The following is a 26,908-nucleotide window of genomic DNA, read 5'->3' on the forward strand; positions in this document are numbered from 1 at the left end:
TAAAGCGTATTACCGCTATTTATTTAATAGCGGTTTTAAGTAGTGCCCAGTATGTGAGCGCTGACATTCAGCTACTTCTTCTGGTGTACCTGCAATCAGTATTTCACCGCCGCCAGCACCACCTTCAGGGCCTAAATCAACGATCCAGTCGGCTGTTTTGATTACATCTAAATTGTGCTCAATCACTACAATGGTATTGCCATGATCGCGCAGACGATGCAGTACTACTAATAACTGCTCTATATCTGCAAAGTGCAGGCCTGTTGTTGGCTCATCTAATATGTATAGCGTTTTACCGGTATCACGCTTAGAAAGCTCACGTGCTAACTTAATTCGCTGTGCTTCACCACCAGAAAGTGTTGTAGCGGCTTGGCCTAAGCGGATATAAGAAAGTCCAACATCCATTAGGGTTTTAAGTTTGCGTGCTATAGCCGGTATTTTATCAAAGTAGTCATGGGCATCTTCAACGGTCATGTCGAGCACTTGGTTGATGTTTTTGCCTTTATATTGTACTTCTAAGGTTTCGCGATTATAACGTTTACCCTTACACACATCACACGGTACATAAACGTCAGGTAAAAAGTGCATTTCTACTTTAATAACGCCATCACCTTGGCATGCCTCACAACGCCCACCTTTAACATTAAAGCTAAAGCGACCCACTTTGTAACCACGTGAACGGGCTTCTTGAGTACCCGCAAACAGCTCACGAATACCGGTGAAAATACCAGTATAAGTTGCAGGGTTTGAACGCGGTGTGCGGCCAATAGGGCTTTGGTCAATATCAATCACTTTGTCAAAGTGTTCAAGGCCTGCAATTGACTTGTAAGGCGCCGCTTCTGCGGTTGTGGCACCATTAAGCTCAGTGTGAGCGAGTTTAAATAAGGTGTCGTTAATGAGTGTGGATTTACCTGAGCCCGATACACCGGTAATACAGGTCATTAAGCCAAAGGGTATTTTTAAATCAACATTTTTTAAGTTATTACCGGTAGCGCCAAACAGCTCTAACCATTTATCGTTAGTAGCATGGCGCTCTTTAGGCACTTCAATTTTACGCACCCCCGATAAAAACTGACCGGTAACCGAGTCTTTGCTCGCTAAAATATCATCGCGTGTACCTTGAGCAATAACATGGCCGCCATGCACACCAGCACCTGGACCAATATCAATAATATGATCTGCCGCGCGGATCGCGTCTTCATCATGCTCTACAACAATAACGGTGTTACCTAAATCACGTAAATGCACTAAGGTTTTTAATAAACGGTCGTTATCACGTTGGTGTAAACCAATAGATGGTTCATCTAATACATACATTACACCTACTAATCCAGCGCCAATTTGACTCGCTAAACGAATACGCTGTGCTTCACCGCCAGAGAGCGTGTCGGCGCTGCGCTCAAGTGATAAGTAATTTAGGCCAACATTTATTAAGAAAGATAAACGATCGCGAATTTCTTTTAAAATCTTCTCCGCAATTTGGCCTTTTTGCCCAGTCAAATGCAAGCCTTCAAAAAAGCTCATTGCCTCACCAATACTCATATGTGTGATGGTTGGTAAGTTAGTTTGACCAATAAATACGTTACGTGCTTCTTGGCGAAGGCGCGAACCTTTACAACTAGGGCACGCTTGACTAGTTTGATACTTAGCTAGCTCTTCACGCACAGAGTTTGATTCAGTTTCGCGGTAGCGGCGGTTCATATTATTTAACACGCCTTCAAATACATGATTACGTGTAATTAAATCACCGCGGTCATTACGGTAATTAAATGCAATTTTAGTATCACCCGAGCCATCTAGAATAATTTTCTTATGTTCTTTTGCAAGCTCTTGATAAGGAACATCTAAATCAAAGTCGTAATGTTGTGCAACTGCTTGCAACATTTGATAGTAGTAAAAGCTGCGTTTATCCCAACCTTTAATTGCACCGCCAGCTAAACTTATCTCAGGGTTATGAACCACGCGATTAGGGTCAAAGTATTGCCTTACACCTAAACCGTCACAGCTTTGACAAGCTCCTGCAGGGTTATTGAACGAAAATAGACGCGGTTCAAGCTCTGTCATCGCATAGCCACAGGTTGGACAGGCAAAATTTGCTGAAAACAGCATTTCTTCAGCATTGCTATCGTCCATAAACGCAATGTTGGCAACGCCGCCTGACATTTCAAGTGCTGTTTCGAATGATTCCGCGAGACGTTGTTGCTGGCCGTCTTTGACTTTAAAGCGATCAACCACGACTTCAATTGTGTGCTTTTTATGTAGATCTAGTGGTGGTGGATCAGATAGGTCGCACACTTCGCCATCAATACGTGCGCGAATGTAGCCTTGGCTTGCAAGCTGCTCTAATAGCTTTACATGTTCGCCTTTACGGTCTTTAACAACAGGCGCCAAGAGCATTAGCTTTGTGCCCTCAGGCAGTGCCAGCGCAGTATCGACCATTTGGCTGATTGTTTGCGCCGCGAGCGGTAAATCATGAGTCGGGCAGCGAGGCTCACCGACTCGTGCAAACATCAAGCGTAAATAATCGTAGATTTCAGTAATAGTTCCCACGGTTGAACGTGGGTTATGCGAGGTTGATTTTTGTTCTATGGAAATAGCAGGAGAAAGGCCTTCAATATGATCTACATCGGGCTTTTCCATTAATGACAAAAACTGCCTTGCATAAGCAGAGAGTGATTCAACATACCGACGTTGCCCTTCTGCATACAGCGTATCAAATGCAAGTGATGACTTTCCTGAACCAGATAAGCCAGTAATAACAATTAGTTTATCACGTGGGATGGTTAGGCTGATGTCTTTTAAATTGTGCGTGCGGGCGCCTCGGACTTCAATGTTTTCCATGCTATCTCGTTTATTGCCAAAATTATTTGTTCAGTATCGCATAATACGCTGCAATATTAATCCTTGATCATCGAAAAAATCCTTAGTTATAGACGATTAATTATTGCCAAGCTTGTGATAGAATCCTCGCCTAATTTTTTAACACAGTAAGATCACGCAAATAATGACCGCATCTTCACTTAATTCACGAGAAAAACGCGCCGCCGTATCGTTAGCGAGTGTGTTTGCATTTAGAATGCTCGGCTTGTTTATGCTGATGCCTGTTTTAGCTATTTATGGTCAAGAGCTTGAAGACTTTTCACCTATCTGGATTGGTTTTGCAATTGGTGCGTATGGTTTAACTCAGGCCGTATTACAAATCCCAATGGGGAGACTTTCCGATAAAATAGGTCGTAAAAAAGTCATAGTCGGTGGTTTGGCGGTGTTTGCTTTAGGTTCGGTAATTGCCGCTTTGGCAGAGTCTATTCAAATGGTGACGGTAGGGCGCGCATTACAAGGCATGGGAGCTATAGCCAGCGCATTATTAGCGTTTGCATCAGATTTAAGCCGTGATGAACAGCGCCCCAAAGTTATGGCGGTGATTGGCATGAGCATCGGTATGAGCTTTGCGTTTGCGATGTTATTAGGGCCTATAGTGGCAGCTTCGTGGGGCATTGCAGGCGTATTTTGGCTAACGGCTATTTTGGCTGTGTGTGGTATTTTTATAGTCACTATGCTCGTTCCCAGTGCAATAAATAAAGCCCCTAAAGGCGATACGCTTGCCAGTTTTAGTGACATCAAAAAATTGATTAAACACCCACAGCTGGCACGTTTAAATGCAGGCGTATTATTGCTGCATCTAACATTAACGACTATTTTTGTAGTATTACCAAGCCAATTAATTAAAGATGGCTTAGTGGCCGAAAACCATTGGCAGCTTTATATTCCGGTTTTATTTTTGGCGTTTTTTTTAATGGTGCCAGTAATGATAGTGGCGATTAAAAAAGAGAAAGAAAAACAAGCCTTTATTGGTTCTGTTATGGTTTTAATAGTCAGCATGTTAAGTATGTCTATGTGGGCAAACAGCGTTGTTGGTATTGCGGTTTGTATGCTGTTATATTTTGTTGCGTTTAACTTTTTAGAAGCCACTATGCCGGCTCTTGTGTCGCGTATTGCTCCAGCAAGCCAAAAAGGCTCAGCCATGGGGGGGTATTCATCGAGCCAGTTTTTAGGCGCTTTTTTAGGCGGCATGCTTGGCGGGTATGTAGCACAAACAACTAGTACGCAAGCTGTGTTTGCGGCGGCGGCACTTGTTGGGGTAATATGGCTTATTATTGCGTGGAAAATGCAAGTCCCACCGAAAAGCAAAGTTATTAGTTTAATGACCCAATTAGATTCTGAAGAGCAGGCACAAACACTGGCTTCTCAGTTAGTTGCTTTACCCGGCGTAATAGAAGCAACCGTAGTTCGCGATGAAAGTCGTAGCTACTTAAAGATTAATGATAAAGAATTTGACCTAGACCAAGCCCGAAGAGTGGCTGGTTTAATCTAACGTTTATAGGAGATGGTTCCATGGCACGCGGTGTGAACAAAGTAATTTTGGTTGGTAATTTAGGGCAAGATCCTGAAGTTCGTTACATGCCTAATGGTAATGGTGTAGCAAATATTACCTTAGCAACTTCAGATAGCTATAAAGATAAAAACACTGGCCAAATGGTTGATAAAACTGAGTGGCACCGTGTGGTATTTTTTGGCAAGTTAGCTGAAATTGTGGGTGAATACTGCCGCAAGGGATCACAAATTTACGTAGAAGGTAAACTTCAAACCCGTAAATGGACTGATCAACAAGGCCAAGAAAAATACACCACAGAAATCGTTGTCGATGGCTTTACGGGTCAAATGCAAATGCTAGGTGCACGCGGTGGCGATCAACAAAGTGGTGGCTATCAAGGCAACCAAGGCGGGCAACAAAGCGGTGGTTATGGTCAAAATAACCAAGGCCAAAATAGCCAGCAAGGCAGTTATGCTCCACAGCAGCAATCTGCACCTGCTCAGCAGCCAGCACCGCAGCAAAACAACCAATACCAGCCACAGCAGCAAGGTGGTTTTGCACCACAACAAAATAGTGCACCACAACAGCAAGGCGGGTTTGCACCTAAGCCACAAAATGCACCGCAAGGTGGCGCATCAAACCCTATGGAACCAACAATCGACTTTGATGACGATATCCCGTTTTGACCTAAGACAAAAAGCAAAATGTTTAAAAGTTTTCTAGAAAGCCGCTATTAAGCGGCTTTTTTATTAAAAAAATGACCGTATTCCATTTCTACAGTTTTTAAATCTGAATAAACACTTCCTAAAGTAAACATATGAATGTGTAAAAAGCACTGTGATACTGGTGTTTTTATTTTTTAAGCCAAGCCCTCCTTTGTTCAAACTAATATATAAATAATGACAGCTGTTTAGTTAACTAATTGAAGGCTAAATATAATGTTTATAAACATTAAGTACTAACTTTTAAACCTTCGCTAAACTTTTATTGTTGGCTTGTACAATTGCAAATAGTAGACAACACTTTAATAACTTATTTGATGTGCCGGTGGGTTATGAAAGTCAGTAAATTTCACTTTACCAATTATTCAAATGCTTTGTTTTATGCTCTGTGTATCGCCTTGCTAGTGATTATTAATAGCGGTTTAAGTTTGGTTTTACAGCATCAAAACGAGCAAGTTGGTTTAAAGCTAGCGAAGCAATTGCAACAGCCATTGGCCAATGAAAAACAACTTATTGCAAATACGCCTTTTACGCTCGCGCCTAATAAAAACTCTATTTATATAGAAAAACAAAAACATTATTTTAGCGCTAACTCAAAAGGAATTTTGCTCTACTCATGGCCAGTTTGGTATAGCTATAGCTATTTGTTTTTAATAATAAACGCGGTTCTTTTGCTCGCTATGCTTTGTATTCGACGTTTTAAAAAGCCTAAAACAATAAAAAACAGCACAATGACCTCTAAACGTCAGCAGCACTTTAATAATAAGAAAGTACGTTATGCACCCAAAGTGAGTTCTTTACAGCTCGCTCCCATAGCGACAACTAATGTGCAGGAAGCAATTAAATATAATGTATTTGCACTTATTCAGTGTGAATGCCATTTTGATGCAAACACTGACTTACAAGCGACTCTTAAAGTCTTATTGGCAAAAGACTTTATTAATACGACTGAAATATCCGTTAAGTTATTAACTGCAGGCAATTTCGCTTTTACTCTCAAAGGGATTGATGCAATTGATAAACTCAATTGCGCTAAATATTTACATCAATGCATTGTAAGTGCCGCTCATGTATTGGCGCCAAGAACTGCACAGAGGCATGTAAAAGTAGGTTTATGTACTTATTATTCCGAGGCTGATCAGGTTATGGTGTATCAGTTGGCAAAGTCGGCACTTACTCTCTCGCAGCAAAATCGAGTTAAGCATTATCACCAATTAGCGTTAAATTATGGTCATGTCCAAAAGCTCGATAGACACTCAATATCACAACGAATTAAAAAGCAAAAATTAGCTATTTTATTTCAACCAGTATACGAGCTCGATAGCGGCGCTATTATTAAGCATTACGTATCAATTAAAAGTAATGACAGGGGAAATAAACAATTACTTAATCAAGAAAGTATCAGTCAATTTTATAGCGAAGGTGAGGCGCTGTTGCACGATCAAGCGGTAGTTATGCAAGTTAAAAAACTATTGCTTATAGATAAATCATCGTCAGTTATTAGTATTAAGTTACATCCTAAAAACTGGTTTAATAACGAGTTTTGGAGCTGGTTAACTGCTTATATCAATGACTTAAAAAACCAACATACACTGCAATTTTCTATAAATGAATCAGAATTCTTAAATAATCAATTACGTTTGCAAGGCGCTTTTGCAGCAATAGCGGCACTAAACTGCAATATTGTAATTAATGATGTGAGAAACAGTAAAAATATTTTTAAGTTTACGCTTAATAAACAAATATCAGGGCTTAACTTAGCTTCTGAACTTGTCCATGGGATAGAGCGCAGTAATTCACAACAAAAATACGTTAGGGGGATTGTGCATATAAGTAGATTATTGAGCTTGTCAGTCTTTGCACTTGATGTAGAGACGCCTCAGGAGCTACAACTTTTAAAAGTAATAGGCATTAGCGGCGCGCAAGGAGGATATTTTTCTAAATTACTCCCCAATTATACTCAAGTCGCATTTCACTAATGCTAAGCAATTAACAAGTTAAATATACTCTACACTAATTTGCGATATTTTAGCCCTTCTAAACCTTGCAACCCACCAGTATGTATTGCAATAATTTTGCTGTTAGGGGCAAAGTAATCATTATTGATGAGCTGCCAAAGTGCGTACATCATTTTACCACTGTAAATAGGCTCCAAGGGTAATTGATGTTGATGCTGCATGTGTTGGCAAAACTGCCATAACTCAGCTGTAAAACGACCATATCCACCACCGTGAAATTGCGTAAGTAGTTGCCAGTTATTTTGTGATTTTGCTTTAGGGCTAAGAGCGCGTATTTCGTCCCGCAGGTAGTCGGCTTGCTTTAAAACAGCAATCCCTAGTAGGTTGATTTTATTTGAGCTGCCCTCTATCAATCCAGCCAAGGTGCCGCCACTGCCAGTTGGACAGACTAAGTAGTCGTGCTCAGGTAAACTCTGAGCAAGCTCTTTACATCCCTCTATAGCAAACTCGTTAGTGCCTCCTTCAGGTAGAATGTATGCGTTTGGAAAGCGTGCCTGTAATGCGGCTAAATAGGCTTCATCATGTCGTTGTTTGTACTCTATACGATTGACTGCATGTAACTGCATACCACATTGCTGTGCAAATTTTAGAGTAGGATTATTTAGATCAAGCTGTGGGCCGCGCACAATTGCGTGGGTTGTTAAGTTAAACTCTTTACCAGCAGCGGCGCACGCATGAATGTGATTTGAAAAAGCACCACCAAATGTAAGTAATTCAGATTTACCCAGTTGTTGCATACGAACTAAATTGTATTTGAGCTTTCGCCATTTATTACCGCTGATAAGTGGATGCAATAAATCATCGCGCTTAATAGTTAAAGTTATTTTCTTGTCTGTTAGTAATTCACTGGTAATTGTTTGTAAATAGCTATGTTCATTAATACTGAATGGTATTGGCATTATCGCTCTTTTTCATTAGTTACATGATGAATGTGCTGTGTAATAGCGTTATTTTGACTCAGTTTTTATTACTTAAGCAAACTAAAAAATATGAATACGCGGCTAAATTGGCATCTTAATAGCGTAAAATGCAGATAAATCTCGGTGTTGTTAAATAAATTAGCTATTTAGTACAAATGAAACGGTTATTTACTGGCATGAAACGGGATAATAGTTGTAAACTGAGATAATAAATGAACAAAGCTTGTGTTTTGTGCTTCAAGTACATAGCATAAGGTTTTATTATAAAAAATAATAATAACCAAATAATTGCCGCTTTTTTGGGACTGGAATATATGCGAATTGCTCCTTTATCTCTGTTAATTTCTGCTAGCTTTTTTGCAAGCACAGTATTTGCACAAGATACAACTACTGTAAACAGAATTGAATCAGAGATTAATACGAAACAAACAGAATACACTCGTTCAACGACGATGCTCGACAAATATTTAAAAGAAGAGAACCAACTTCAAACACAACTTGAATTGCTGAGAACGCGTTCCACACAGCTTGATAAAGAAAAAAACCAAGCGTTGGAGGCGATGAATGATATGTATCGGCGTTTAATTGATAATCCGTCGCTAGACATTACCTCTGCACAATCGCGTTATCAAAAAGCCGTTGTTGATCAAGAACAAAATAAAAATGATATTTCTATGCAATTGGCGGCAATTGCATCCCATCTAAAAGATATTGAGCAAATTCGCGCTGATAAACATGCACTTCAAAACACGATTGAAAGCTTAAAAGTGCAATATACTACGGCGCGTGTAGAGCGATTACGCAATGAATTTACCCGAGAGGGTACGCTTGAAGTTGACCATACCATTAACTGTAAGCGCACTGAAACACTGGCGGCATGTGAGCAGAGCGGTCAGCAAATAGGGCTGAAAAAGGCAACTAAACGTTTTTTAGATCAAATATTTGAAAATCTTACAGAAAAACGTCTTGTTGAACCTAAGCGAGACATGGCTGGGGCACAAGTACAAATTTTAAGTAGTCACGTGATTAAGAGCGCATTTAGCGGGCAAGGTGATTACAACGTCAATTTAAGCGTTACTATGCGCGGAGATGTAAACAGCAGTCGTTTATGTCACTTACTTAGTGTGAATAATAGTTTTTGTTTAGAGTATGGTACCCCGCTGGCAAATACTTATCAGCCAGCTTATAGCACTACTTTCTCTGATAGTCAGTTAACATTCAGCGATAATGGGGATAATAAAGCCGCTGCCGTTGTCGCTAAAACAGTTAATAAAAAGCCTAAAGTGGTCGCTGAGAACAAGAAAGATCAATTAGTTCAGTTAACCTTACGCTCTAATGTACACGGCGATGAAGTATTTATTAATGATATTCGAGTAGGTTCTACTCGTTTGGTGACGAACTTACCACGTGGTTTGCATAAATTAGAAATACGCAAAGAGGGTTACATCCCTTATAAAGCGCGAATTGACTTAAAGAAAACGCGAACGCTTTTTGCTCAGTTGGAAAAAAAGTCAGAGTCGATTGCTGCACCGACTAAAAAGCGAGAGCAAATAATACAAGCAGATTGCCCAAAAGGAATGGAAGTTGATACACGCCCACCTATGGTGGACCCATCAGCAGTGATGATCCCCGTTGGCAAATTTAAAATGGGTGATATAAACGGCAATGGGCTTGAAAATGAACGCCCCGTGGTTGAAAAAACGATTAGTGAATCTTTTGCTATGCAGAGCAAAGAAGTGACTGTTGGCGCATTTGAAGCGTTTGTAAACGAAACGCAATATAAAACCGAAGCTGAAAAAGGCAAAGGTTGCGCATATTACCTCAACGGCGAACCTGTTTGGGAAGCAAGCTTAAATTGGCGTGCTCCAGGATTTGAGCAAACCAATGAGTTTCCTGCTGTGTGTTTGACAAAAAATGATGCTATTGCTTACGCTGAATGGTTTTCTGATAAAACAGCGCAAACGTATCGTTTACCTACTGAGGTTGAGTGGGAATATGCGGCGCGTGCAGGCACTGAGACAGAGTACCCATGGGGTAACGAAATTGGTAAAAACCTAGCTAACTGTGGTTGGTGTGGTAGCGAGTGGTCGAATAAACGCACGGCTCCCGTTGGATCTTTTTCTGCAAATGCATTTGGCTTATACGATACTGTAGGCAATGTATGGGAATGGACTAGTAGCACAGGGAATAAAAAAGATGCCGTTGTTCGCGGAGGTGCATGGAATTTTGCCCCTAGCCTTGCTCGTGCATCAACGCGTTTAATTTTAGCGCCAGATTTTAGAGCTAATTATATTGGCTTTCGCTTAATGAGCGAACGATAATATTTAATGGGGAAGCGGTGCTTCCTCTTTTTAATGATTACAAAGACGGCTGCGCTTTACATTGCTCATTGTGTTGAGAATGTTAAAGTAAGCGCAACTACAATAAGAACGAATTTCAAAGGTCATCCAGCCTCATGTTTAAAAAACTCCGTGGTATTTTTTCAAACGATCTATCGATCGATTTAGGTACAGCCAACACACTAATTTATGTAAAAGAAGAAGGTATTGTATTAAACGAACCTTCAGTTGTTGCTATTCGTCAAGAGCGTGCTGGTGGACCTAAAAGTGTTGCATCTGTAGGTACAGAAGCTAAGCAAATGTTGGGCCGTACGCCTGGTAATATTAAAGCTATACGTCCAATGAAAGACGGTGTGATTGCTGATTTTTATGTTACTGAAAAAATGTTACAGCACTTCATCAAACAAGTGCACAATAATAATTTTATGCGCCCAAGCCCACGCGTGCTTATTTGTGTTCCTTGTGGAGCCACCCAAGTTGAAAAGCGTGCAATTCGTGAATCAGCGATGGGTGCAGGTGCTCGCGAAGTCTACTTAATCGAAGAGCCAATGGCAGCTGCAATTGGTGCCGGTTTACCGGTGTCTGAAGCAACGGGTTCTATGGTGGTTGATATTGGTGGCGGTACAACAGAAGTCGCTATTATTTCACTTAATGGTGTTGTGTATTCATCTTCAGTACGCATTGGTGGTGATAAGTTCGATGAAGCCATTATTAATTATGTGCGTCGTAACTTTGGTAGCTTAATCGGTGAAGCCACCGCTGAGAATATTAAACACCAAATTGGATCGGCATTTAAAACAGACGAACCAGTAGAGATAGAAGTGCGTGGTCGTAACCTTGCAGAAGGCGTTCCTCGTTCGTTTACGCTTAACTCGCATGAAATCTTAGAAGCATTACAAGAGCCACTAATGGGAATTGTAAGCGCTGTCATGGTGGCGCTTGAGCAGTCTCCACCTGAGCTGGCATCTGATATTTCAGCGCATGGTATGGTGTTAACTGGCGGCGGCGCATTACTTAAGGATTTAGATCGCCTGCTAATGGAAGAAACGGGCATTCCAGTGGTTGTTGCTGATGATCCACTTACGTGTGTTGCACGTGGCGGCGGCAAGGCACTTGAGATGATTGATGTGCACGGTGGTGACGTTTTTAGTTACGATTAATGAAATCAATGTTTGAAAAAACGGTTTCTTTGCAACTGCGACTTTTTGTCGCAGTGCTTTTGAGTATCGTATTGATCCTTGGAGACAAGTACACGCAAGGTGGCGAGAACATTCGTACTAGTTTGAATACGTTGGTCAGTCCACTTATTTATGTTGCTAACCTACCTTACGAAGTATTTAGCTTTAGCGCCAAAAGTTTGCATACCCGTGAGCAGTTACTAACCGAAAACGAAGCACTCAAAAAGAAGCAAGTATTGCAAAGTGAGCAAATCCAGCAGTATGAGTTTTTAGCAAAAGAGAATCAAAAACTTCGTGCATTACTTGGCTCTTCCTCTAAACACACCAATCGTAAAATTATTGCTCAAGTACTTTCTGTTCATTCAAATCCTTATAGTCACCAAGTGGTGATAAATCGGGGAACCACCGATGGTTTAAGCGAAAGCCAAGCGGTGATTGATGATATGGGGTTAGTCGGGCAGTTGACTAAAGTTGGTTCAACAACCTCGCGGGTGCTGTTAATTACAGATACCACCCATGCAACACCGGTGCGTATATTACGAAACGATGTGCGCACAGTGGTTGAAGGTATCGGTAAAATTAACGTGCTAAAGCTATCACATGTGCCGCATAGCTTAGATGTTCGTATTGGTGATGTGCTGGTGACCTCTGGCCTAGGTGGTACCTTTCCTGAAGGTTATCCGGTTGCTGTGATCACCGAAATAACTCGTGATGAAGGCCAACCTTTTGCGCAAGTATTTGCTGAGCCGATAGCTCAATTAGATCGAATTCGGTTATTAGTGGTGTTATGGCTAAATCAGCAGGAGTTGATGGGTGATGATTAACCGTCATATGCTCTTAATCGCATTAAGTATTTTCTTTGCATTAGTAATGGCGCTAATGCCGTTACCTTTTTCACTTGAACCATTTCGTCCTGATTGGGTGCTGTTGGTGCTTATGTACTGGTCTTTGGCTTTACCGCATCGACTAAATATAGGGACTGCTTGGGTTGTTGGGTTATTAATTGACTTAGCAACAGGCTCCTCATTGGGTGTTAATTCCTTAACTTATTCAGTGTGTATTTTTGTTACTGCAAGTAACTTCCAAAAAATTCGCAATTTTTCATTGTGGCAACAAAGCCTACTTATAGGCTTGTTCTTAACGCTTTACCACTTAATGCAGTTTTGGTTAAATCACTTTTTACTTGGCGTTTATTTTAGCCCATATTACTTATGGCCTGTATTAACAGGCATGTTGAGCTGGATATGGGTATTTTTATTACTTCGAAAATACCGTAGACATTTTAGGATCAGATAATGACTTGCGCAGTATATTTAGCCTCCGCGTCTCCCCGTCGTAAAGAGCTTCTAACCCAATTGGGTATTGAATTTTCACAGTTTAGTGTTGATGCCGATGAAAGCCAGTTTGTTAATGAGCGCCCGCATGACTATGTAGAGCGTTTAGCGCGTTTAAAGGCGCAAATGGGCGTAGAGCAAGGTTATACTGACCGGCCAGTGCTAGGTAGTGATACTGTGGTGGTGATGGATAACCAATCATTATGTAAGCCTCGAGATAAAGACGATTTTACTCAAACCTTAAAGCGCTTATCAGGGAACACGCACCAAGTGTTAACTGCCATCGCTTTTGCTACATCAGATAAAGTACTCAGTTGTGTGGTCAGTACAGATGTCACCTTTAAAACGCTCAGTGATGAAGAAATACATGCTTATTGGCAAACGGGCGAGCCTCAAGATAAAGCCGGTGGTTACGGTATCCAAGGGGTAGGTGGGCGCTTTGTAACGCATATTTCGGGTAGCTATTTTGCCGTTGTCGGCTTACCTTTATATGAGACAGAACAATTATTAAATACATTCTTAAGAGGGTAGCATGAGTACAGAACTACTGATCAATGTCACGCCAAGTGAAAGTCGCGTTGCCCTAATCGAAAACGGTGTATTACAAGAAATTCAGCTAGAACGTATTGGTAACTTAGGTATCGTGGGTAATATTTACTTAGGTAAAATAAGCCGCGTGTTACCAGGTATGCAAGCCGCTTTTGTTGATATAGGCCTAGAGAAAGCCGCCTTTTTACACGCTTCAGATATCGTTAATAGTGCCTCTATTGTTGAGGGCGTTGACGACGAGCCGATTAAAAAAGTCCAAGATATTCGAGAACTGGTTCGCCAAGGTCAGTACATTATGGTGCAAGTGGTTAAAGACCCTTTGGGTAGCAAAGGGGCACGTTTAACCACTGATATCACGATACCTTCACGGTATTTAGTGTTTATGCCTGATGCGACACATGTTGGGGTGAGTCAGCGTATCGAAACGGAAGAAGAGCGTGCAAGGCTGAAAAAAATTGTAGCCGAATACGGCGATGAAAACGGTAGTTTTATTGTCAGAACAGCTGCTGAAGGCGCAAGTGAAGCGGAGCTGAGACACGATGCAGCTTTTTTAAAAAAGCTCTGGGATAAAATTGTCTCTAGACGCAGAAAAACAAGCAAAGCCAGTATCTTGCATGAAGATCTTACACTTGCCTTTAGAACGTTACGTGATTACGTTGGTGAAGATATGGAGCGCATCCGTGTTGACTCTAAGCTTACCTACCAAGAGCTTAAGCTGTTTACTGAAGAGTTTGTGCCTTTGTTATCACAAGTGCTTGAGTATTACCCAGGTGAGCGCCCCATTTTTGATTTATTTGATGTAGAAAGTGAAATTCAAAAAGCACTGCATCGTAAAGTTACTTTAAAATCGGGTGGTTATTTGATCATAGATCAAACTGAAGCGATGACCACTGTTGATGTAAATACAGGCGCTTTTGTTGGTCACCGTAACCTTGAAGAAACTATTTTTAATACCAACGTAGAAGCAACCTCTGCTATTGCTCGTCAACTAAGGCTGCGCAATTTGGGCGGTATTATTATTATCGACTTTATTGATATGGTAAGCGATGAGCATAAACGCCGTGTAATGCACTCATTAGAATCTGCACTCGATAAAGATCGTGCCAAATCTAATATCAATGGTTTGTCGGCATTAGGCTTAGTTGAAATGACCCGCAAACGTACCCGCGAAAGCCTAGAACATGTATTGTGTGATGTATGCCCAGCATGTTCAGGGCGAGGCTCACAAAAAACAGTTGAGACAGTCTGCTATGAAATTCTTCGTGAAATAGTACGTGTTAATCGCGCTTACGATGCAGATAAGTTTGTAGTGTATGCTTCGCCTGCAGTTTGTGAAGCGCTATTAAATGATGAGTATCATAACCTCGCCGAATTAGAACTATTTATTGGAAAGCAGGTCAATATTCAAACTGAAAGTTTATACAGCCAAGAGCAGTTTGATGTGGTAATGATGTAATGAAATTTAAAGCGGCCTGTTTTTATTGTGTGCGAAAATTATGGCAAATAAGTGCTGTAATTTTAGTACTACTGGCCGTGATTGTTTCTATTTTAAAATACACCTTACCCTACGCGAACGATTATAAAGGAGATATAGAAAGCTACCTTGATGATAAGTTTGATATTAGTTTATCTATAGGTGCTATATCAGCAAGTTGGCAAGGCAGTGGTCCCGCTTTAGTACTCGAAGAATTATCATTTAAAGACAACCAAACAGCCCCTATCTCTTTAACCATAGCTAAAACCAGTTTAGAGCTAAACCTTTGGGAAAGTTTAAAGTCGCTGCAGTTTAAATCAAATTACTTTGTGATCAATGGGTTTCATACCAAGGTTAATGTCGCCAATTTATTTGCTGGTAATCAAGATGAAGTTTCATTTGAGCAAAAAGAATTAATAGAAGGACTGTTTTTAGGCGAAACCGGTCACTTTGCAATAGAAAACTCCAGCATCAGCTTTGTACTAGAAGATAACAAAGAACGTAAATTGTTATTAGAAAACATTGTATGGCAAAACCAGGATAAACAGCATCTTGGTAGTGGTAGTCTAGCGCTACCGGGTATTTCTGTGGGTAATTTTGATGCCCGTATTGCGCTCAAAGGTGAAACCTTAGAGCAAATGGTGGGCGATTTATATGTGCAGGCTAATCAGGTTGATGTGTCAAATTGGTTAGCCCAGTACATTAATACTCAAAAGCAGCAACTACATAGTGATTTAAATTTGCAAGCATGGCTTAGGCTAGAGCAAGGCTTAGTAAGTGACGTAAAAGTACAGTGGTTACCGAGTGCGGTAAATTGGCAACTCAATGAGCAAACACAAAAAGTCAGCCTAAGTGAAGGGGGATTTCATTTATACCCTGAGCAAAATAGCTGGCGGTTAAAAAGTACCGGCCTAGCGTTTAGTACCAACGAGATAACGTGGCCTAGCCTCGAATTTGAAGCTTTATTAGGCAAGCAGAATAAAATATGGCTACAACAACTCGATTTAGCCCTATTAAATGATTTAGCAGAATTAACTAATTTTACTGACTTAACCCCTTTCTTAGCTCGCCAACCCAGTGGTGAAATAAAAAACGCGTACCTAGAGTTTGCCGATGCAAAGCAATGGCAACTATGGTTTGAAGCCGATGAAATTAGCTGGCAAGAGAAAAACGCCGTACCCGCCGCTCAATCTTTAAGGGTTGATGGATTAGTTAATCAGCAATATGGGCGGATCACTATTTTTGGTGAAAACAGCCATTTAATTACAGGTGCTAGTTTTAGTAATAATATTGACTATAACCAGCTAAACATCGAATTAGATTTAGCTAAGCGCTCAGGCGATTGGCATATTAGCAGTGATAACCTGTGGCTTGATAACAATGAAGTGACCTTAAGCGCACAGATGCAATTAAGTTTAGGTAAAACGCCTCGCTTAGATTTATATGCCGAAGCATTTGCCCCCGATGCCAGTATTGCCGGTCATTATTTTCCCTTAACGTTAATGAGCCCTGAGTTAGTTAGTTATTTAAATGGCGCAATAAAATCAGGTGAAGTAACAAATGCTCAGGTGTTATTTTCTGGTCCATTATCAGGCTTTCCATTTGACGATGGTTCTGGGCAGTTTGATGTTTTAGCGCAAATAGATAATGCTACCTATCAATTCGATCCAGCTTGGCCAGCAGTCACAAATGCCAGTGTAAAGCTGCATTTTGCAAATCAGCGAATGGATATTTATAGCCAGCAAGGCCAACTGGTAAACCTTGACGTTGGCAGTAGTGTGCATGTGAGTATTGATGACTTAATGGGCGATGCGCCATTGGTGGTTAGTATTGATAAGCAAGCTGAGCTTGAAAAAATGCACGATTTTTTTGTCGCCACGCCTTTAGCAAATCCATTAGCTGATATTTTTAATGTTGTGCAAGGACAGGGGCTTGCCAGCGCAAACATTGAATTGCTAATCGGTTCACAATTTAAGGGCGGAGCGAGTGTAACTGGTAAGGTTAATTTACTCGACTCACCTCTTTATATTTCTGCTCCCGGTATTTCGCTTGAGCATTTAAAGGGTGAACTTAGCTTTAATAATCAACAAATAAACCTCACCGATGCTACGGCTACATGGCTTGGTATGCCATTAACGATTAACTACACTAGTGACGCAAACGCAGAGGATTATCGCGCTAATATAAATATAAATGCTCAGCTTGATGCACAAACACTCATAAACCATGGTCAAGGTATCTTAGATGGTTACTTAAGCGGGCAAAGTGACGTTGATATTGCTTTAGAGCTTAATTTTACCGAGCAAGGGTTTAACTATCGTGCCGAAGTTGAATCGCCACTTATTGGCTTAAATAGTTCCTTGCCAGGAGTATATACAAAAAGCAGTGAGCAAATTTGGCCTCTGAGTGCGGTTATTCAAGGTGATGATATCTCTAATCTGATCACTGCAAATATTAATGAGTTATTTTATTTCAATGCCATTCTAGACAATACTCAATCGCAGTTTACCAACGCTCATTTTATCATCGGTGAAAAAGACTTAGGGCTTAACTCACAAGATTTAGCAGTGAGTATTAATTTAGCGCAGAGTGAGTTATTACCTTGGATTGATTTAATTGATCAAATTATTAATGTGGCTAAAGCGCAGCCTGACAGTGCCTCGCCGGGCGTGATGCCGCCTTTACATGAAGTGGTTGCGAATATTAACTCTTTTAACGTGAGTGGCATGCAGTTTAATGATTTTGATATGCGTTTATCGCCCCTAAATAATAATTTGCAATTAAAGCTCAATGCCAAAGAGTTAAGAGCCGAAGTATTTATACCTAGCGGGCAATCAAGTCAGCCGATTCGAATTAATAGCGATTATTTAAGGCTTAATTTTTTAGATACAGAATCAGAGCAACCGAGCGAAAAATCAACCCCTGAACAACTTGCATGGCTTACAAAATTACCGGCTATTGAATTTGAATGTGCCGATTGTAAAGTAAGTCATTATCAGCTTGATAAGGTAAGCGCCTCATTGTTAGGCGATGGTAAAAAGCTGCTTATTTCTGAGCTAGTGGTTGATAAGGGCGACCATATATTACGGACTAAAGGGCAATGGCAGAATGGCCTAACGGCGATGAGCGGTGAACTTAAAAGTGATGATATTGGCGCCTTATTTAATGAGTTTGATATTACCACCACTATTAAAGACTCAAACGCCAATCTAAATTATCAGCTAAATTGGCAAGCGGCACCTTATGATTTAGACATTGCCAGTTTGGATGGCGAAATTAGCTGGGATTTAGGCGAAGGCCATTTAACTGAAATCAGTGATGGAGGTGCACGCGTATTCTCATTACTGAGCCTTGATTCATTAGTGCGTAAGCTAAAGCTTGATTTTAGAGATGTATTTTCTAAAGGTTTTTTTTATAACAGCATGCAAGGCACCATGCAGATAGATAAAGGCATTGCCTATACCCAAGATACTAAAATGGATGGGGTACCTGCCGATCTCTCTATAAAAGGGTATGCAAATTTAAATACTCTCGAAATTGACTACGACTTAGCCGTGGCACCACAAGTAACCTCGAGCATTCCGGTGATTGTGGCTTGGATGGTTAATCCAGTAACGGGGCTTGCAGCTTTAGCAATTGATAAAGTGATTCATTCTGCCCGAGTGATCTCAGAGATCAACTTTAAAGTAACAGGCAAAATGAACGATCCTCAGGTACAAGAGTTAGATCGTAAGAGTCGAGAGGTGACTTTACCGCAAGCAGCACAAAGTCAGCCACAAGCATCCTCAGAGTTAAAACTTAAAGATGCCGAGGTTAGCGCCACACAATGAATAAACAAGGTATAAATTCAGCTCCTAAGATTATTGCATTGCAAATGTGCTCAGGCTTAAATCCTGATGAGAATATTGCAAAATTAAAACAGGCATTGCAAAACTTACCGACAGCTCGCCCGCTGCTAGTGTGTCTACCAGAAGCGTTTTTAGTGTTTAGTAAACACGCTGGTGATACGTTGTTAGTGTCACAGCGTATTGAACAGTACAAACAGCAACTCAGTGAATTGTGCCGTAAACACAACATTTGGTTAAATGCTGGCACCATGCCAGAGCCCTATAACCAACATAAGTATTACGCTGCCTCACACTTGTTTAATAACCAAGGCGATATTGTTGCAAGCTATAACAAAATACACTTGTTTGATGTTGAGGTAGATGACCAGACCGGCAGCTACCGAGAATCCGATTTTACTCAAGCCGGCGATGAGGTTGTGGTTGTTGATTCGCCCTTTGGTAAAATTGGTTTAACAGTATGTTATGATTTGCGTTTTGCTGGTTTATTTAATGCCTTAGTTCGCAAAGGCGCCGAAATTATATTAGTACCCAGTGCGTTTACTGTTCCAACAGGTAAAGCGCATTGGCAGCCGCTACTTGCAGCACGTGCAATAGAAACGCAGTGCTATGTTATTGCTGCAGCGCAATATGGAGTGCATGAAAACAGTAGGCAAACTTATGGTCACAGCCTCATGTTATCGCCTTGGGGTGAAACATTAAGTGAAAAATCAACAGGGCTTGGTTTTATTAGTTGCACCGTAGATTTAAACCAGTTACACAAAATTAGACGAGATATGCCGCTGCAATCTCACCAACGATTTAGAGAGCCATTATTATGAATTCGGTTGAACAGCATTTATTACACGACAGCCAGCTAAATCGAGAAGAACTCGAAAAAACATTAGCTTATATTCACCAGCACAAAGTTGATTATGCCGATCTTTATTTTCAATCGAGCCATCATGAGTCTTGGGTATTAGAAGACGGCTTAGTGAAAGAAGGCTCTTATAACGTTGAGCGTGGCGTGGGGGTGCGGGCTGTAAGCGGTGAAAAAACCGGTTTTTCATATTCAGACGCAATTAATCTTGAAGCGTTAAACAAAGCAGCCACCGCTGCTCGTAGTATTGCCGATGCCGGTGAAGATAAAGCGGTTAAAGTATTTAGTGACGTGGCTGCAAAGCAGCAGTTTGCGCCGCATCAACCAATTTCTAGTATGAGCGATACCGATAAAGTTAATTTGTTACGTGAGCTTGAAAATTATATTCGCGAATTAGCCCCTGATGCTGAGCAAGTTATTAGCTCAATGTCTGCGGTATACGAAGAAGTATTAATTGCAGCCAGCGATGGCACCTTTGCTACCGATATTCGCCCACTGATCCGTTTAAACTGCTCTGTATTACTTGAAAAAAATGGTCGTCGTGAACGTGGCGGTGCTGGTGGCGGTGCGCGCCTAGATTATGGTTACTTTAAAGAGCTGGTAGATGGTAAGCCGCGTTGGATGGGTTTTGCAGAAGAAGCCGTTCGTCAAGCTAAAGTAAACTTAGAAGCTATTGATGCCCCAGCGGGTACTATGGAAGTGGTATTAGGTAATGGCTGGCCAGGCGTGTTGTTGCACGAGGCCGTAGGTCATGGCCTAGAGGGAGACTTTAACCGTAAAGGCGCGTCTGCGTTTAGCGGTAAAGTAGGTCAAAAAGTTGCTTCAGAGCTATGTACTGTGGTTGATGATGGTACTATGGCCGATCGCCGTGGTTCACTTAATGTCGATGATGAAGGTACGCCTGCAGCCTATAACGTACTTATCGAAAACGGTATTTTAAAAGGCTATATGCAAGATAAAATGAACGCGCGTTTAATGGGGGTAAACCCAACAGGTAATGCTCGTCGTGAATCATACGCGCATTTACCTATGCCACGTATGACCAACACTTACATGTTAGGCGGTGAGCATAGCCAAGCTGATATTATCAGCACGGTTAAAAAAGGCGTGTTTGCTCCCAATTTTGGTGGCGGCCAAGTGGATATCACCTCGGGTAAGTTTGTATTTAGTGCCTCAGAAGCGTATTTAATTGAAAATGGTAAAATCACCCAGCCAATTAAAGGTGCTACCTTAATTGGTAATGGCCCTGAGGTTATGCAACAAATTTCTATGGTAGGTAATGATTTAGCGCTTGATAAAGGTGTAGGTGTTTGTGGTAAAGACGGTCAAAGTGTACCAGTAGGCGTAGGCCAGCCAAGCCTGAAAATAGATAACCTAACAGTGGGTGGCACGGCTTAATTTTATTACTGCCAAATACAACAAATAAAACCTTGGAAGTGCATGCTTTCAAGGTTTTTTATTCTAAATTTCAGGTTTATTAGAATAGCTTGTTACATTTTTATTATTCACTTTACCTTTATCTCGCCCTAGAATAGGTACTTAGTTGAGTTTGGCTATCTTAGGAAAAATAATGTCTAGTCGTTACTTGTTTTTACTGTTTTTCATATTGCTATCAGGATGCTCTTCTTTGTCTCAGGATGAATGTATACAGGCCAATTGGACAAATTTAGGCTTTAGTCATGGTGAGCAAGGGTATACATTTGAACATGGCAGAGAAATCATATCTGCTTGTAGTGAATTTGGCATCACTGCAAAATTAGATGATTATCAAGCTGGTTACAAACAGGGGCTCGCAGCCTTTTGTGAGCCTGAAAATGGCTTTACCCTAGGTTTACGAGGCGATGCGTATAACGGGATTTGTAATGACACACAGTTTAGAAAAGCATGGCAAGAAGGTAATGAGCGTTATCAATTTGAAGCAAGGAAAGCCGAGATAGATGATCGACTTAATAATATTAATTGGCGGCTGCAATCTATTAGTGATGAATTAACGAGTGATAAACCGTTAAGTAGCCAAAGTAAAGAGTTACGCCGAGAGCGAGAACAGTTGGAGAGAGAGCGTCGTGATTTAAGAAAAGAAAAAGCACTTCTGCCATTACTCAACAAGCTTCCATCATGGCATTTTGAGTACGAACTATAATTTATAACGTGTTCTTTTAATGTGATTAATATGAAAGTAATGTCAATTTTAATAACATTTCTGATCCTCAGTGGGTGTGCGTCAAAAGAAATGCCAGAGGGTTATGGAGATGAAGTATTTGCAGAGCATGAGTGCTTAGGTGGTGAAGTTGAAACAGACTATAGCTACACAATTTTTAGTTCTGACGAAGATGAAAGCAATAAGAGCACGGTGAAGTCGACTTGTCATCCAGTGACGCAGTCTGAACTTGAACGAGATATAAGAACGGGTGGTTGATAGAACAAAATAAAAACCCACTATAGAGTGGGCTCTGTATTTTAAGAATTAAAGCTCAAAAGGAGCGACACCGACAGCTTGCATTGTGTAACCTACTTGGGCGATTTCGCCAGACCAAGTTTGCGTTTTAATAATACCCGTTACAACAATCGCATCGTATAAGCTACCGATAGGGACACCGCCTTTAATGGTCACATGAACCAGCTGATTTGGCGGCGGCGGGGGCACATGAATACAGGCACCAAAGTAAGGGACTAATAAAAACTCGGTGATAAGTTCGCTATCGCCTTCAAGAGGTACAACAAAACCAGGTAAGCTAACAGACTGCCCATCAAGTGCTTTAACAACTGGCGCGTCTAAATCAGGTTGCACCCAGTTTTGTTCACTGCCTTCGTGATTAGCTTGTGCTTGAGTATCTATTTGTACATGGCCCTCGGGTATGAGGTCTTCCCAAAAAATTTCCTTGGGTGGATTTGCAATGCTAGCAAAGCTAATTAGCACTGCGCTTAATAGCATTAAAGAGAGTGTAGTTACTTTAAACAACGTCATGATCATCCTAAAGTTTATATTTTTATACTCATACCATCACTGAGAGAATAAAAGTAAGCGCGTGTAGCGGGGATCAAGCCAATAATAAATCCCGCAGCCATAATAACGCCAATCAAAGTGAGTTCATAGTCAGAGAGCATGCTGATATTAATACTCACTCCAGCTTGGCTTTGTAAGTAACCCGCGGTCGTACCCATAAGCGCATAAAATAAAATACAGCCTACCAAGCAACCTAAAAAGGTGGTAAGCAGTGATTCCATACTGATCAGCGAAAATAATTGCCAAGGGCGGGCACCCACAGAACGCAGTATTGCCAGTTCTCTGCGGCGTTGATTAAGGTTAGCAAGTAATGTGGTTAACATACCGAGCAAGCTAATAATGACCACCACAAATGAAAATAACAGCAGTATTTTTTCTATTATTGCCAGCATTTCCCAGAGCTCTTTTAAAGTGACTGTGGGCATAATCGCTAATAGAGGCTCTTGTTTATATTGGTTAATGTTGCGCCTAATTTGTAGCGTATAAAGCGGTGAGTCGAAGCCCATTAAAAAGGCGGTAATTTGTTTTGGGTGCCCAATTAATGCATGGCTCGAGTGATCATGATGATCGTCATGATCATGATGGCCGCCACCATGGATCAGCTCAATTGCCGCCAGTGGCACATGCAAGGTTTTATCCACCGGGGTACCGGTAGGCTTTAAGATACCAACCACTTTAAAAGGGTTATCATCATGATGATGAAAGCTAGTATTGCCCATGCCATGAGAAATCACAATTTCATCACCAATTTTATAGGCCAGTTTACTTGCAACCTCACTACCTATAACAACTTCATTGATGCTAGAAAAAGCCTGTCCTTGTTCAAATGCTAAGGGCTGTTTTTTAGCAAATCGGTAGTGCTTAAAATAATCGAGTGTGGTGCCTAAGACAGCTTGACCTTTATGGCTATCGCCAAGGCTGATAGGAATGCTCCACTTAACCCCGCGCTGTTTTGTTATGTATTGATAGCTTTGCCAACTCACCCCATTGTTGGTATGGCCAATTCTAAATACCGAGGAGAGGAGTAATTGAATATCGCCAGTGCGTGCGCCAACAATTAAATCGGTACCCGAAATGGTATTACTAAAACTACTTTTAGCATCTACGCGAACTCGCTCAATACTGAGTAATAACATGACGCTAATCGCAATAGTGAGCAATGTGAGTAATACGCTGGCACGTCTATTGAGCAAACTTTTATAGGCAAGTTTAAATAAAATCATACATCACCCTGTAAACTTACTAAGTCGATTGTGCGGCTAAAGAGTGGCTTTAATGTTTCATCGTGACTGACAAAAACAAGCGTGCTGTTACTTTTTTTTGCTTGTTCAAATAGCAGCTTAATAAAGCTTTCACGATTTTGGGTATCAAGTGCTGAAGTAGGCTCATCGGCAATAATAAGTTCAGGGCTGCCTATAAATGCGCGTGCTGCAGCAACACGCTGTTGTTGCCCAATACTTAAAGTGGCAACATTTTGATTATGAAAGTGCGCCTCTAACCCCAGTGCATTGAGTAATCTGGCTGCTTCACTCTCTAAATTATCGGCTTGGCTGAGCATGTGTTGCTGACGCTTTTTCGAAAATTGGCACCCTAAACACACGTTTTCTAATGGGGTTAAATAAGGTAGTAAATTAAAGTTTTGGAAAATATAGCCAATATGATCCGCTCTAAATGCATCGCGCTGTGCGTTGGTGAGCGCACTTAGGTTTTGGTTTAAAACACAAAGTTGGCCGCTAGTGGTTACATTAATGCCTGCCAGTAGCGCTAGTAAGGTAGATTTACCACTACCGCTTGGACCATGTAAAAAAACATGTTCCCCAGCATTAATCGTAAGCTGCTTAATAGCGAGAGTCGGGGTGACTGCGCTTTTTTGCCATTTGAAAGAGACATTCTCAAGGTTGATCATAACGGCTTACCAACTCCAATAGTTAAGTCTTTTGCGCATTTTAAATTGTCTAATAAAATTAAGCGGTTTTGCTTTGAGCTTTTCATCACTATGCAACAGTTCATTGGTTGCGCAAAGTACTCGTTGGCTTGATTTACCATCTGTGTATGGGTGTAACTCTTGGCAAAAAGCTTCAATATTATCTACAAGTTCTTTTGGGTAAGTTAGTGCGTAGTCTATTGCGGCTTCAACGTTATTTTTATCCGTAATATCAAGTAAGTGTTTTTCAGGTGCTTTATTGCAAAACGTTACAACTGGTTTTCGTTGTACCAAAAACATCAGTAATATGGATGAAGTGTCGCACAGCATTACATCAGCAGATTGTAATAAAGGAATAACATTGTCTGTTTCAACAAAGGTTAGATTGTCATTACTTAACGCTTTGTATTTATCAACCCACTCTTGTGCCATTTTAGGATGAAACTGAACTAAGAGTCGCCATTTACCGCTTTCACTAAAGTGTTTTATTTGTTCATAAAGTTTAGGTGCAAGAGATAAGCGTTTTGAGAATGTAGAGCAGATCAATACTGTTGGGCGAGAGTCTGTTTCATCAATGTGGCTAGGCTTTGAGTTACCGTTAAAAAATTGATCTAGGGGAGGCCAACCTGTTTCTACTACCTTAAAATAACCCAATTTTTTTTGTAACGCCGTAAATGGAGCCGTTGTATTTGGGCCTTGTGTACAATATAAATCAAAGCAGCCCCGCACTTTAAAGTGATCGTTTTGGCCTTTTTTATTTAGCTTTCCAGCATCAAAGCCGTGAAAAACAGCCACTTTCTTTCCGGGAAAAAATGTAGGGATAGAGTTCGCTGGTGCAAAGGTTGCGTCAGGCGCCCATTGATTTATTTCATGAATAGAATTTAGTGTTTTTTCATCACTTTTCAAAAAGTCAGGATTAACATTATCACCTTCTAAAAACCATTTAACCTCCCCTCCTTGAGCTAATATTTCTGCTTGCAAAGGCCTTAAAATAGCATAGGAATAATTTTGAGAAATATACATTAAATATTTCTTATTCTTAGTGGCAGTTAAATAGTTCAAGCTAGCTCCTTAGGGCAAGTAATCATGCAAGTTTACCCCAATGCGCCAGCTAGATAAATATACTGAGATGATTTGTTTTTAGCCTAAGATTGAGCTTTGTGGTTGGCTAGATTATTATAGAGCGCCTAACCCCAATTCCATACTTTGCTCTTTGAGCATGCCAAACCCCGGAGATAGCATGACTAGCTATAAAGTTTTAGACGTAAACGATGACTTACCCATTCGTACCAAAGGTAAAGTACATAGTGGCAAAGTGCGTTCAGTTTATTGGTTAACCGATGCAGATAGCAAACGCTTAATAAATGAAAAAGGCTATAACGTTCCTGCCGATACTGAATTAGCCATTATGGTTATTTCAGACAGAATTTCTGCTTTTGATTGCATATGGCAAGGTGAAAATGGCCTAAATGGCATTCCTGGTAAAGGGATTGCATTAAACTCAGTGGCTGCTCATTGGTTTAACGTGTTTAATGAAGCCGGTTTGGCGGGTAATCATATTGTTGATATTCCTCATCCATACGTATGGATTGTTCGTAAAGCCAGTACAGTTAAAGTTGAAGCGATTGCTCGTCAATATATTACCGGCAGTATGTGGCGCGACTACGCCAAAGGCGAAAGACACTTTTGTGGTTTGCAACTTCCCGAAGGCTTAAAAGCGAATCAAAAGCTTGAGCAAGTACTTATAACTCCCTCTACTAAAGGTATTATAGAAGGGGTTGCTGATATTCCTGCCGTTGATGATGTAAACATCACTCGTGAAAATATTACAAACAACTTAGATGTTTTCAATTTTAAATCGGCTGACGATGTCACCAAATACGAAAAATTATTGGTTGAAGGGTTCGAGTTAATCAGTAGTGAGTTAGCTAAGCTCGGGCAAATTTTTGTTGATACCAAATTTGAATTTGGTTACGTAGAAGATTTAAATGGTGCGCAGCAACTTATTTATATTGATGAAGTAGGGACACCCGATTCATCGCGTATTTGGGATGAAGCATGTTATAGAGATGGCAAGATTGTTGAAAACTCAAAAGAAGGTTTTCGTCAGCTGTTAATTAATAACGTACCAGAGAGTGATGTGTTATTAAATAAAGACCGTATGGCTGAGCGTGAGCAGTTAGCAAAAGATTATATTTTACCTGAATCAGTGATGCTTGAAGTGTCTGACACTTATGTGGGCATCGCTAGCAAAATTATTGGTAAAGAGATTATTATACCTAATGATCCGCGCCAAGAAGTGATTGCTATTTTAGATGCTGATTACGGTTTAATCGTTAAATAACGTAGTAAGTAGACAGATATAGCAAA

The 26,908-nt window shown here is 40.7% G+C and carries 21 protein-coding genes; 15 read left to right on the forward strand and 6 right to left on the reverse strand.

The annotated features are described in order from the left end of the window. Nucleotides 1-15: 15 nt before the first annotated feature. The gene (gene uvrA / locus PTET_RS01575) at nucleotides 16-2,841 is read right to left on the reverse strand and encodes an excinuclease ABC subunit UvrA (protein WP_024602149.1); all 2,826 of its coding nucleotides are present in this window, start codon (nucleotides 2,839-2,841) and stop codon (nucleotides 16-18) included. Between the two features lie 163 nt (nucleotides 2,842-3,004). On the opposite strand from uvrA, the gene PTET_RS01580 reads away from it, so the two are divergent. The 3 genes from PTET_RS01580 (at nucleotide 3,005) to PTET_RS01590 (ending at nucleotide 7,073) form a co-directional block, all read left to right on the forward strand. Continuing rightward, entirely contained in the window at nucleotides 3,005-4,372 is a 1,368-nt protein-coding gene (locus PTET_RS01580; protein ID WP_016900311.1) for an MFS transporter, read from the forward strand. Nucleotides 4,373-4,392: 20 nt separating this feature from the next. Further along, nucleotides 4,393-5,058 carry a single-stranded DNA-binding protein gene (ssb, locus tag PTET_RS01585; RefSeq protein WP_096038103.1) on the forward strand — a complete coding sequence of 222 codons (666 nt, stop codon included), beginning with the start codon at nucleotides 4,393-4,395 and terminating at the stop codon, nucleotides 5,056-5,058. A 368-nt stretch (nucleotides 5,059-5,426) separates the two neighbouring features. After that, entirely contained in the window at nucleotides 5,427-7,073 is a 1,647-nt protein-coding gene (locus PTET_RS01590) for an EAL domain-containing protein (RefSeq protein WP_013463918.1), read from the forward strand. A gap of 29 nt (nucleotides 7,074-7,102) precedes the next feature. On the opposite strand, the gene PTET_RS01595 is transcribed toward PTET_RS01590, so the two are convergent. Further along, the gene (locus PTET_RS01595; protein ID WP_013463919.1) at nucleotides 7,103-8,011 is read right to left on the reverse strand and encodes a 1-aminocyclopropane-1-carboxylate deaminase/D-cysteine desulfhydrase; all 909 of its coding nucleotides are present in this window, start codon (nucleotides 8,009-8,011) and stop codon (nucleotides 7,103-7,105) included. Between the two features lie 335 nt (nucleotides 8,012-8,346). Between PTET_RS01595 and PTET_RS01600 the strand changes: the two genes are divergently transcribed. The 11 genes from PTET_RS01600 (at nucleotide 8,347) to PTET_RS01650 (ending at nucleotide 22,026) form a co-directional block, all read left to right on the forward strand. Continuing rightward, a complete protein-coding gene (locus tag PTET_RS01600) occupies nucleotides 8,347-10,353 on the forward strand; it encodes a formylglycine-generating enzyme family protein (RefSeq protein ID WP_013463920.1) in 2,007 nt (668 codons plus the stop codon). Between the two features lie 134 nt (nucleotides 10,354-10,487). After that, nucleotides 10,488-11,531 carry a rod shape-determining protein gene (locus PTET_RS01605; protein ID WP_013463921.1) on the forward strand — a complete coding sequence of 348 codons (1,044 nt, stop codon included), beginning with the start codon at nucleotides 10,488-10,490 and terminating at the stop codon, nucleotides 11,529-11,531. Further along, nucleotides 11,531-12,373: a rod shape-determining protein MreC gene (mreC, locus tag PTET_RS01610; protein WP_016900309.1), complete on the forward strand. Its 843-nt coding sequence runs from the start codon at nucleotides 11,531-11,533 to the stop codon at nucleotides 12,371-12,373. The genes PTET_RS01605 and mreC overlap by 1 nt, the downstream gene beginning before the upstream one ends. Next, nucleotides 12,366-12,845, forward strand: a complete 480-nt coding sequence (gene mreD, locus PTET_RS01615) for a rod shape-determining protein MreD (protein WP_174818641.1) — start codon at nucleotides 12,366-12,368, stop codon at nucleotides 12,843-12,845. Before mreC ends, mreD begins: the two co-directional genes overlap by 8 nt. Next, nucleotides 12,845-13,414: a Maf family protein gene (locus tag PTET_RS01620; protein ID WP_013463924.1), complete on the forward strand. Its 570-nt coding sequence runs from the start codon at nucleotides 12,845-12,847 to the stop codon at nucleotides 13,412-13,414. Before mreD ends, PTET_RS01620 begins: the two co-directional genes overlap by 1 nt. Nucleotide 13,415: 1 nt before the next feature. Continuing rightward, the gene (gene rng, locus PTET_RS01625) at nucleotides 13,416-14,888 is read left to right on the forward strand and encodes a ribonuclease G (protein ID WP_013463925.1); all 1,473 of its coding nucleotides are present in this window, start codon (nucleotides 13,416-13,418) and stop codon (nucleotides 14,886-14,888) included. Next, nucleotides 14,888-18,736 (forward strand): YhdP family protein, encoded by a 3,849-nt coding sequence (locus PTET_RS01630; RefSeq protein WP_013463926.1) that lies wholly within the window; start codon nucleotides 14,888-14,890, stop codon nucleotides 18,734-18,736. The genes rng and PTET_RS01630 overlap by 1 nt, the downstream gene beginning before the upstream one ends. Beyond that, the gene (locus tag PTET_RS01635) at nucleotides 18,733-19,572 is read left to right on the forward strand and encodes a carbon-nitrogen hydrolase family protein (protein ID WP_058154097.1); all 840 of its coding nucleotides are present in this window, start codon (nucleotides 18,733-18,735) and stop codon (nucleotides 19,570-19,572) included. Before PTET_RS01630 ends, PTET_RS01635 begins: the two co-directional genes overlap by 4 nt. Further along, nucleotides 19,569-21,008 (forward strand): metalloprotease TldD, encoded by a 1,440-nt coding sequence (tldD, locus tag PTET_RS01640; RefSeq protein WP_013463928.1) that lies wholly within the window; start codon nucleotides 19,569-19,571, stop codon nucleotides 21,006-21,008. The genes PTET_RS01635 and tldD overlap by 4 nt, the downstream gene beginning before the upstream one ends. A gap of 172 nt (nucleotides 21,009-21,180) precedes the next feature. Then, nucleotides 21,181-21,750 carry a DUF2799 domain-containing protein gene (locus PTET_RS01645; protein WP_013463929.1) on the forward strand — a complete coding sequence of 190 codons (570 nt, stop codon included), beginning with the start codon at nucleotides 21,181-21,183 and terminating at the stop codon, nucleotides 21,748-21,750. A gap of 39 nt (nucleotides 21,751-21,789) precedes the next feature. After that, nucleotides 21,790-22,026, forward strand: a complete 237-nt coding sequence (locus PTET_RS01650) for a hypothetical protein (protein ID WP_236613524.1) — start codon at nucleotides 21,790-21,792, stop codon at nucleotides 22,024-22,026. A 48-nt stretch (nucleotides 22,027-22,074) separates the two neighbouring features. Here the strand turns inward: PTET_RS01650 and PTET_RS01655 are convergent, their stop codons facing one another. Genes PTET_RS01655 through PTET_RS01670 form a run of 4 tightly spaced genes read right to left on the reverse strand, consistent with a single transcriptional unit; the run spans nucleotide 22,075 to nucleotide 25,561 of the window. After that, complete coding sequence (locus PTET_RS01655) at nucleotides 22,075-22,575, reverse strand: DUF3299 domain-containing protein (protein WP_096038104.1); 501 nt, start codon at nucleotides 22,573-22,575, stop codon at nucleotides 22,075-22,077. Between the two features lie 14 nt (nucleotides 22,576-22,589). After that, nucleotides 22,590-23,837, reverse strand: a complete 1,248-nt coding sequence (locus PTET_RS01660) for an ABC transporter permease (RefSeq protein WP_096038105.1) — start codon at nucleotides 23,835-23,837, stop codon at nucleotides 22,590-22,592. Then, a complete protein-coding gene (locus PTET_RS01665; RefSeq protein ID WP_028834508.1) occupies nucleotides 23,834-24,520 on the reverse strand; it encodes an ABC transporter ATP-binding protein in 687 nt (228 codons plus the stop codon). Before PTET_RS01665 ends, PTET_RS01660 begins: the two co-directional genes overlap by 4 nt. A gap of 6 nt (nucleotides 24,521-24,526) precedes the next feature. Then, nucleotides 24,527-25,561, reverse strand: a complete 1,035-nt coding sequence (locus PTET_RS01670; protein WP_013463934.1) for a CDP-glycerol--glycerophosphate glycerophosphotransferase — start codon at nucleotides 25,559-25,561, stop codon at nucleotides 24,527-24,529. A gap of 217 nt (nucleotides 25,562-25,778) precedes the next feature. Between PTET_RS01670 and PTET_RS01675 the strand changes: the two genes are divergently transcribed. Further along, the gene (locus PTET_RS01675) at nucleotides 25,779-26,882 is read left to right on the forward strand and encodes a phosphoribosylaminoimidazolesuccinocarboxamide synthase (protein ID WP_096038106.1); all 1,104 of its coding nucleotides are present in this window, start codon (nucleotides 25,779-25,781) and stop codon (nucleotides 26,880-26,882) included. Nucleotides 26,883-26,908 lie beyond the last annotated feature (26 nt).

It is taken from the genome of Pseudoalteromonas tetraodonis (genome assembly GCF_002310835.1).
Classification (GTDB): domain Bacteria; phylum Pseudomonadota; class Gammaproteobacteria; order Enterobacterales; family Alteromonadaceae; genus Pseudoalteromonas; species Pseudoalteromonas tetraodonis.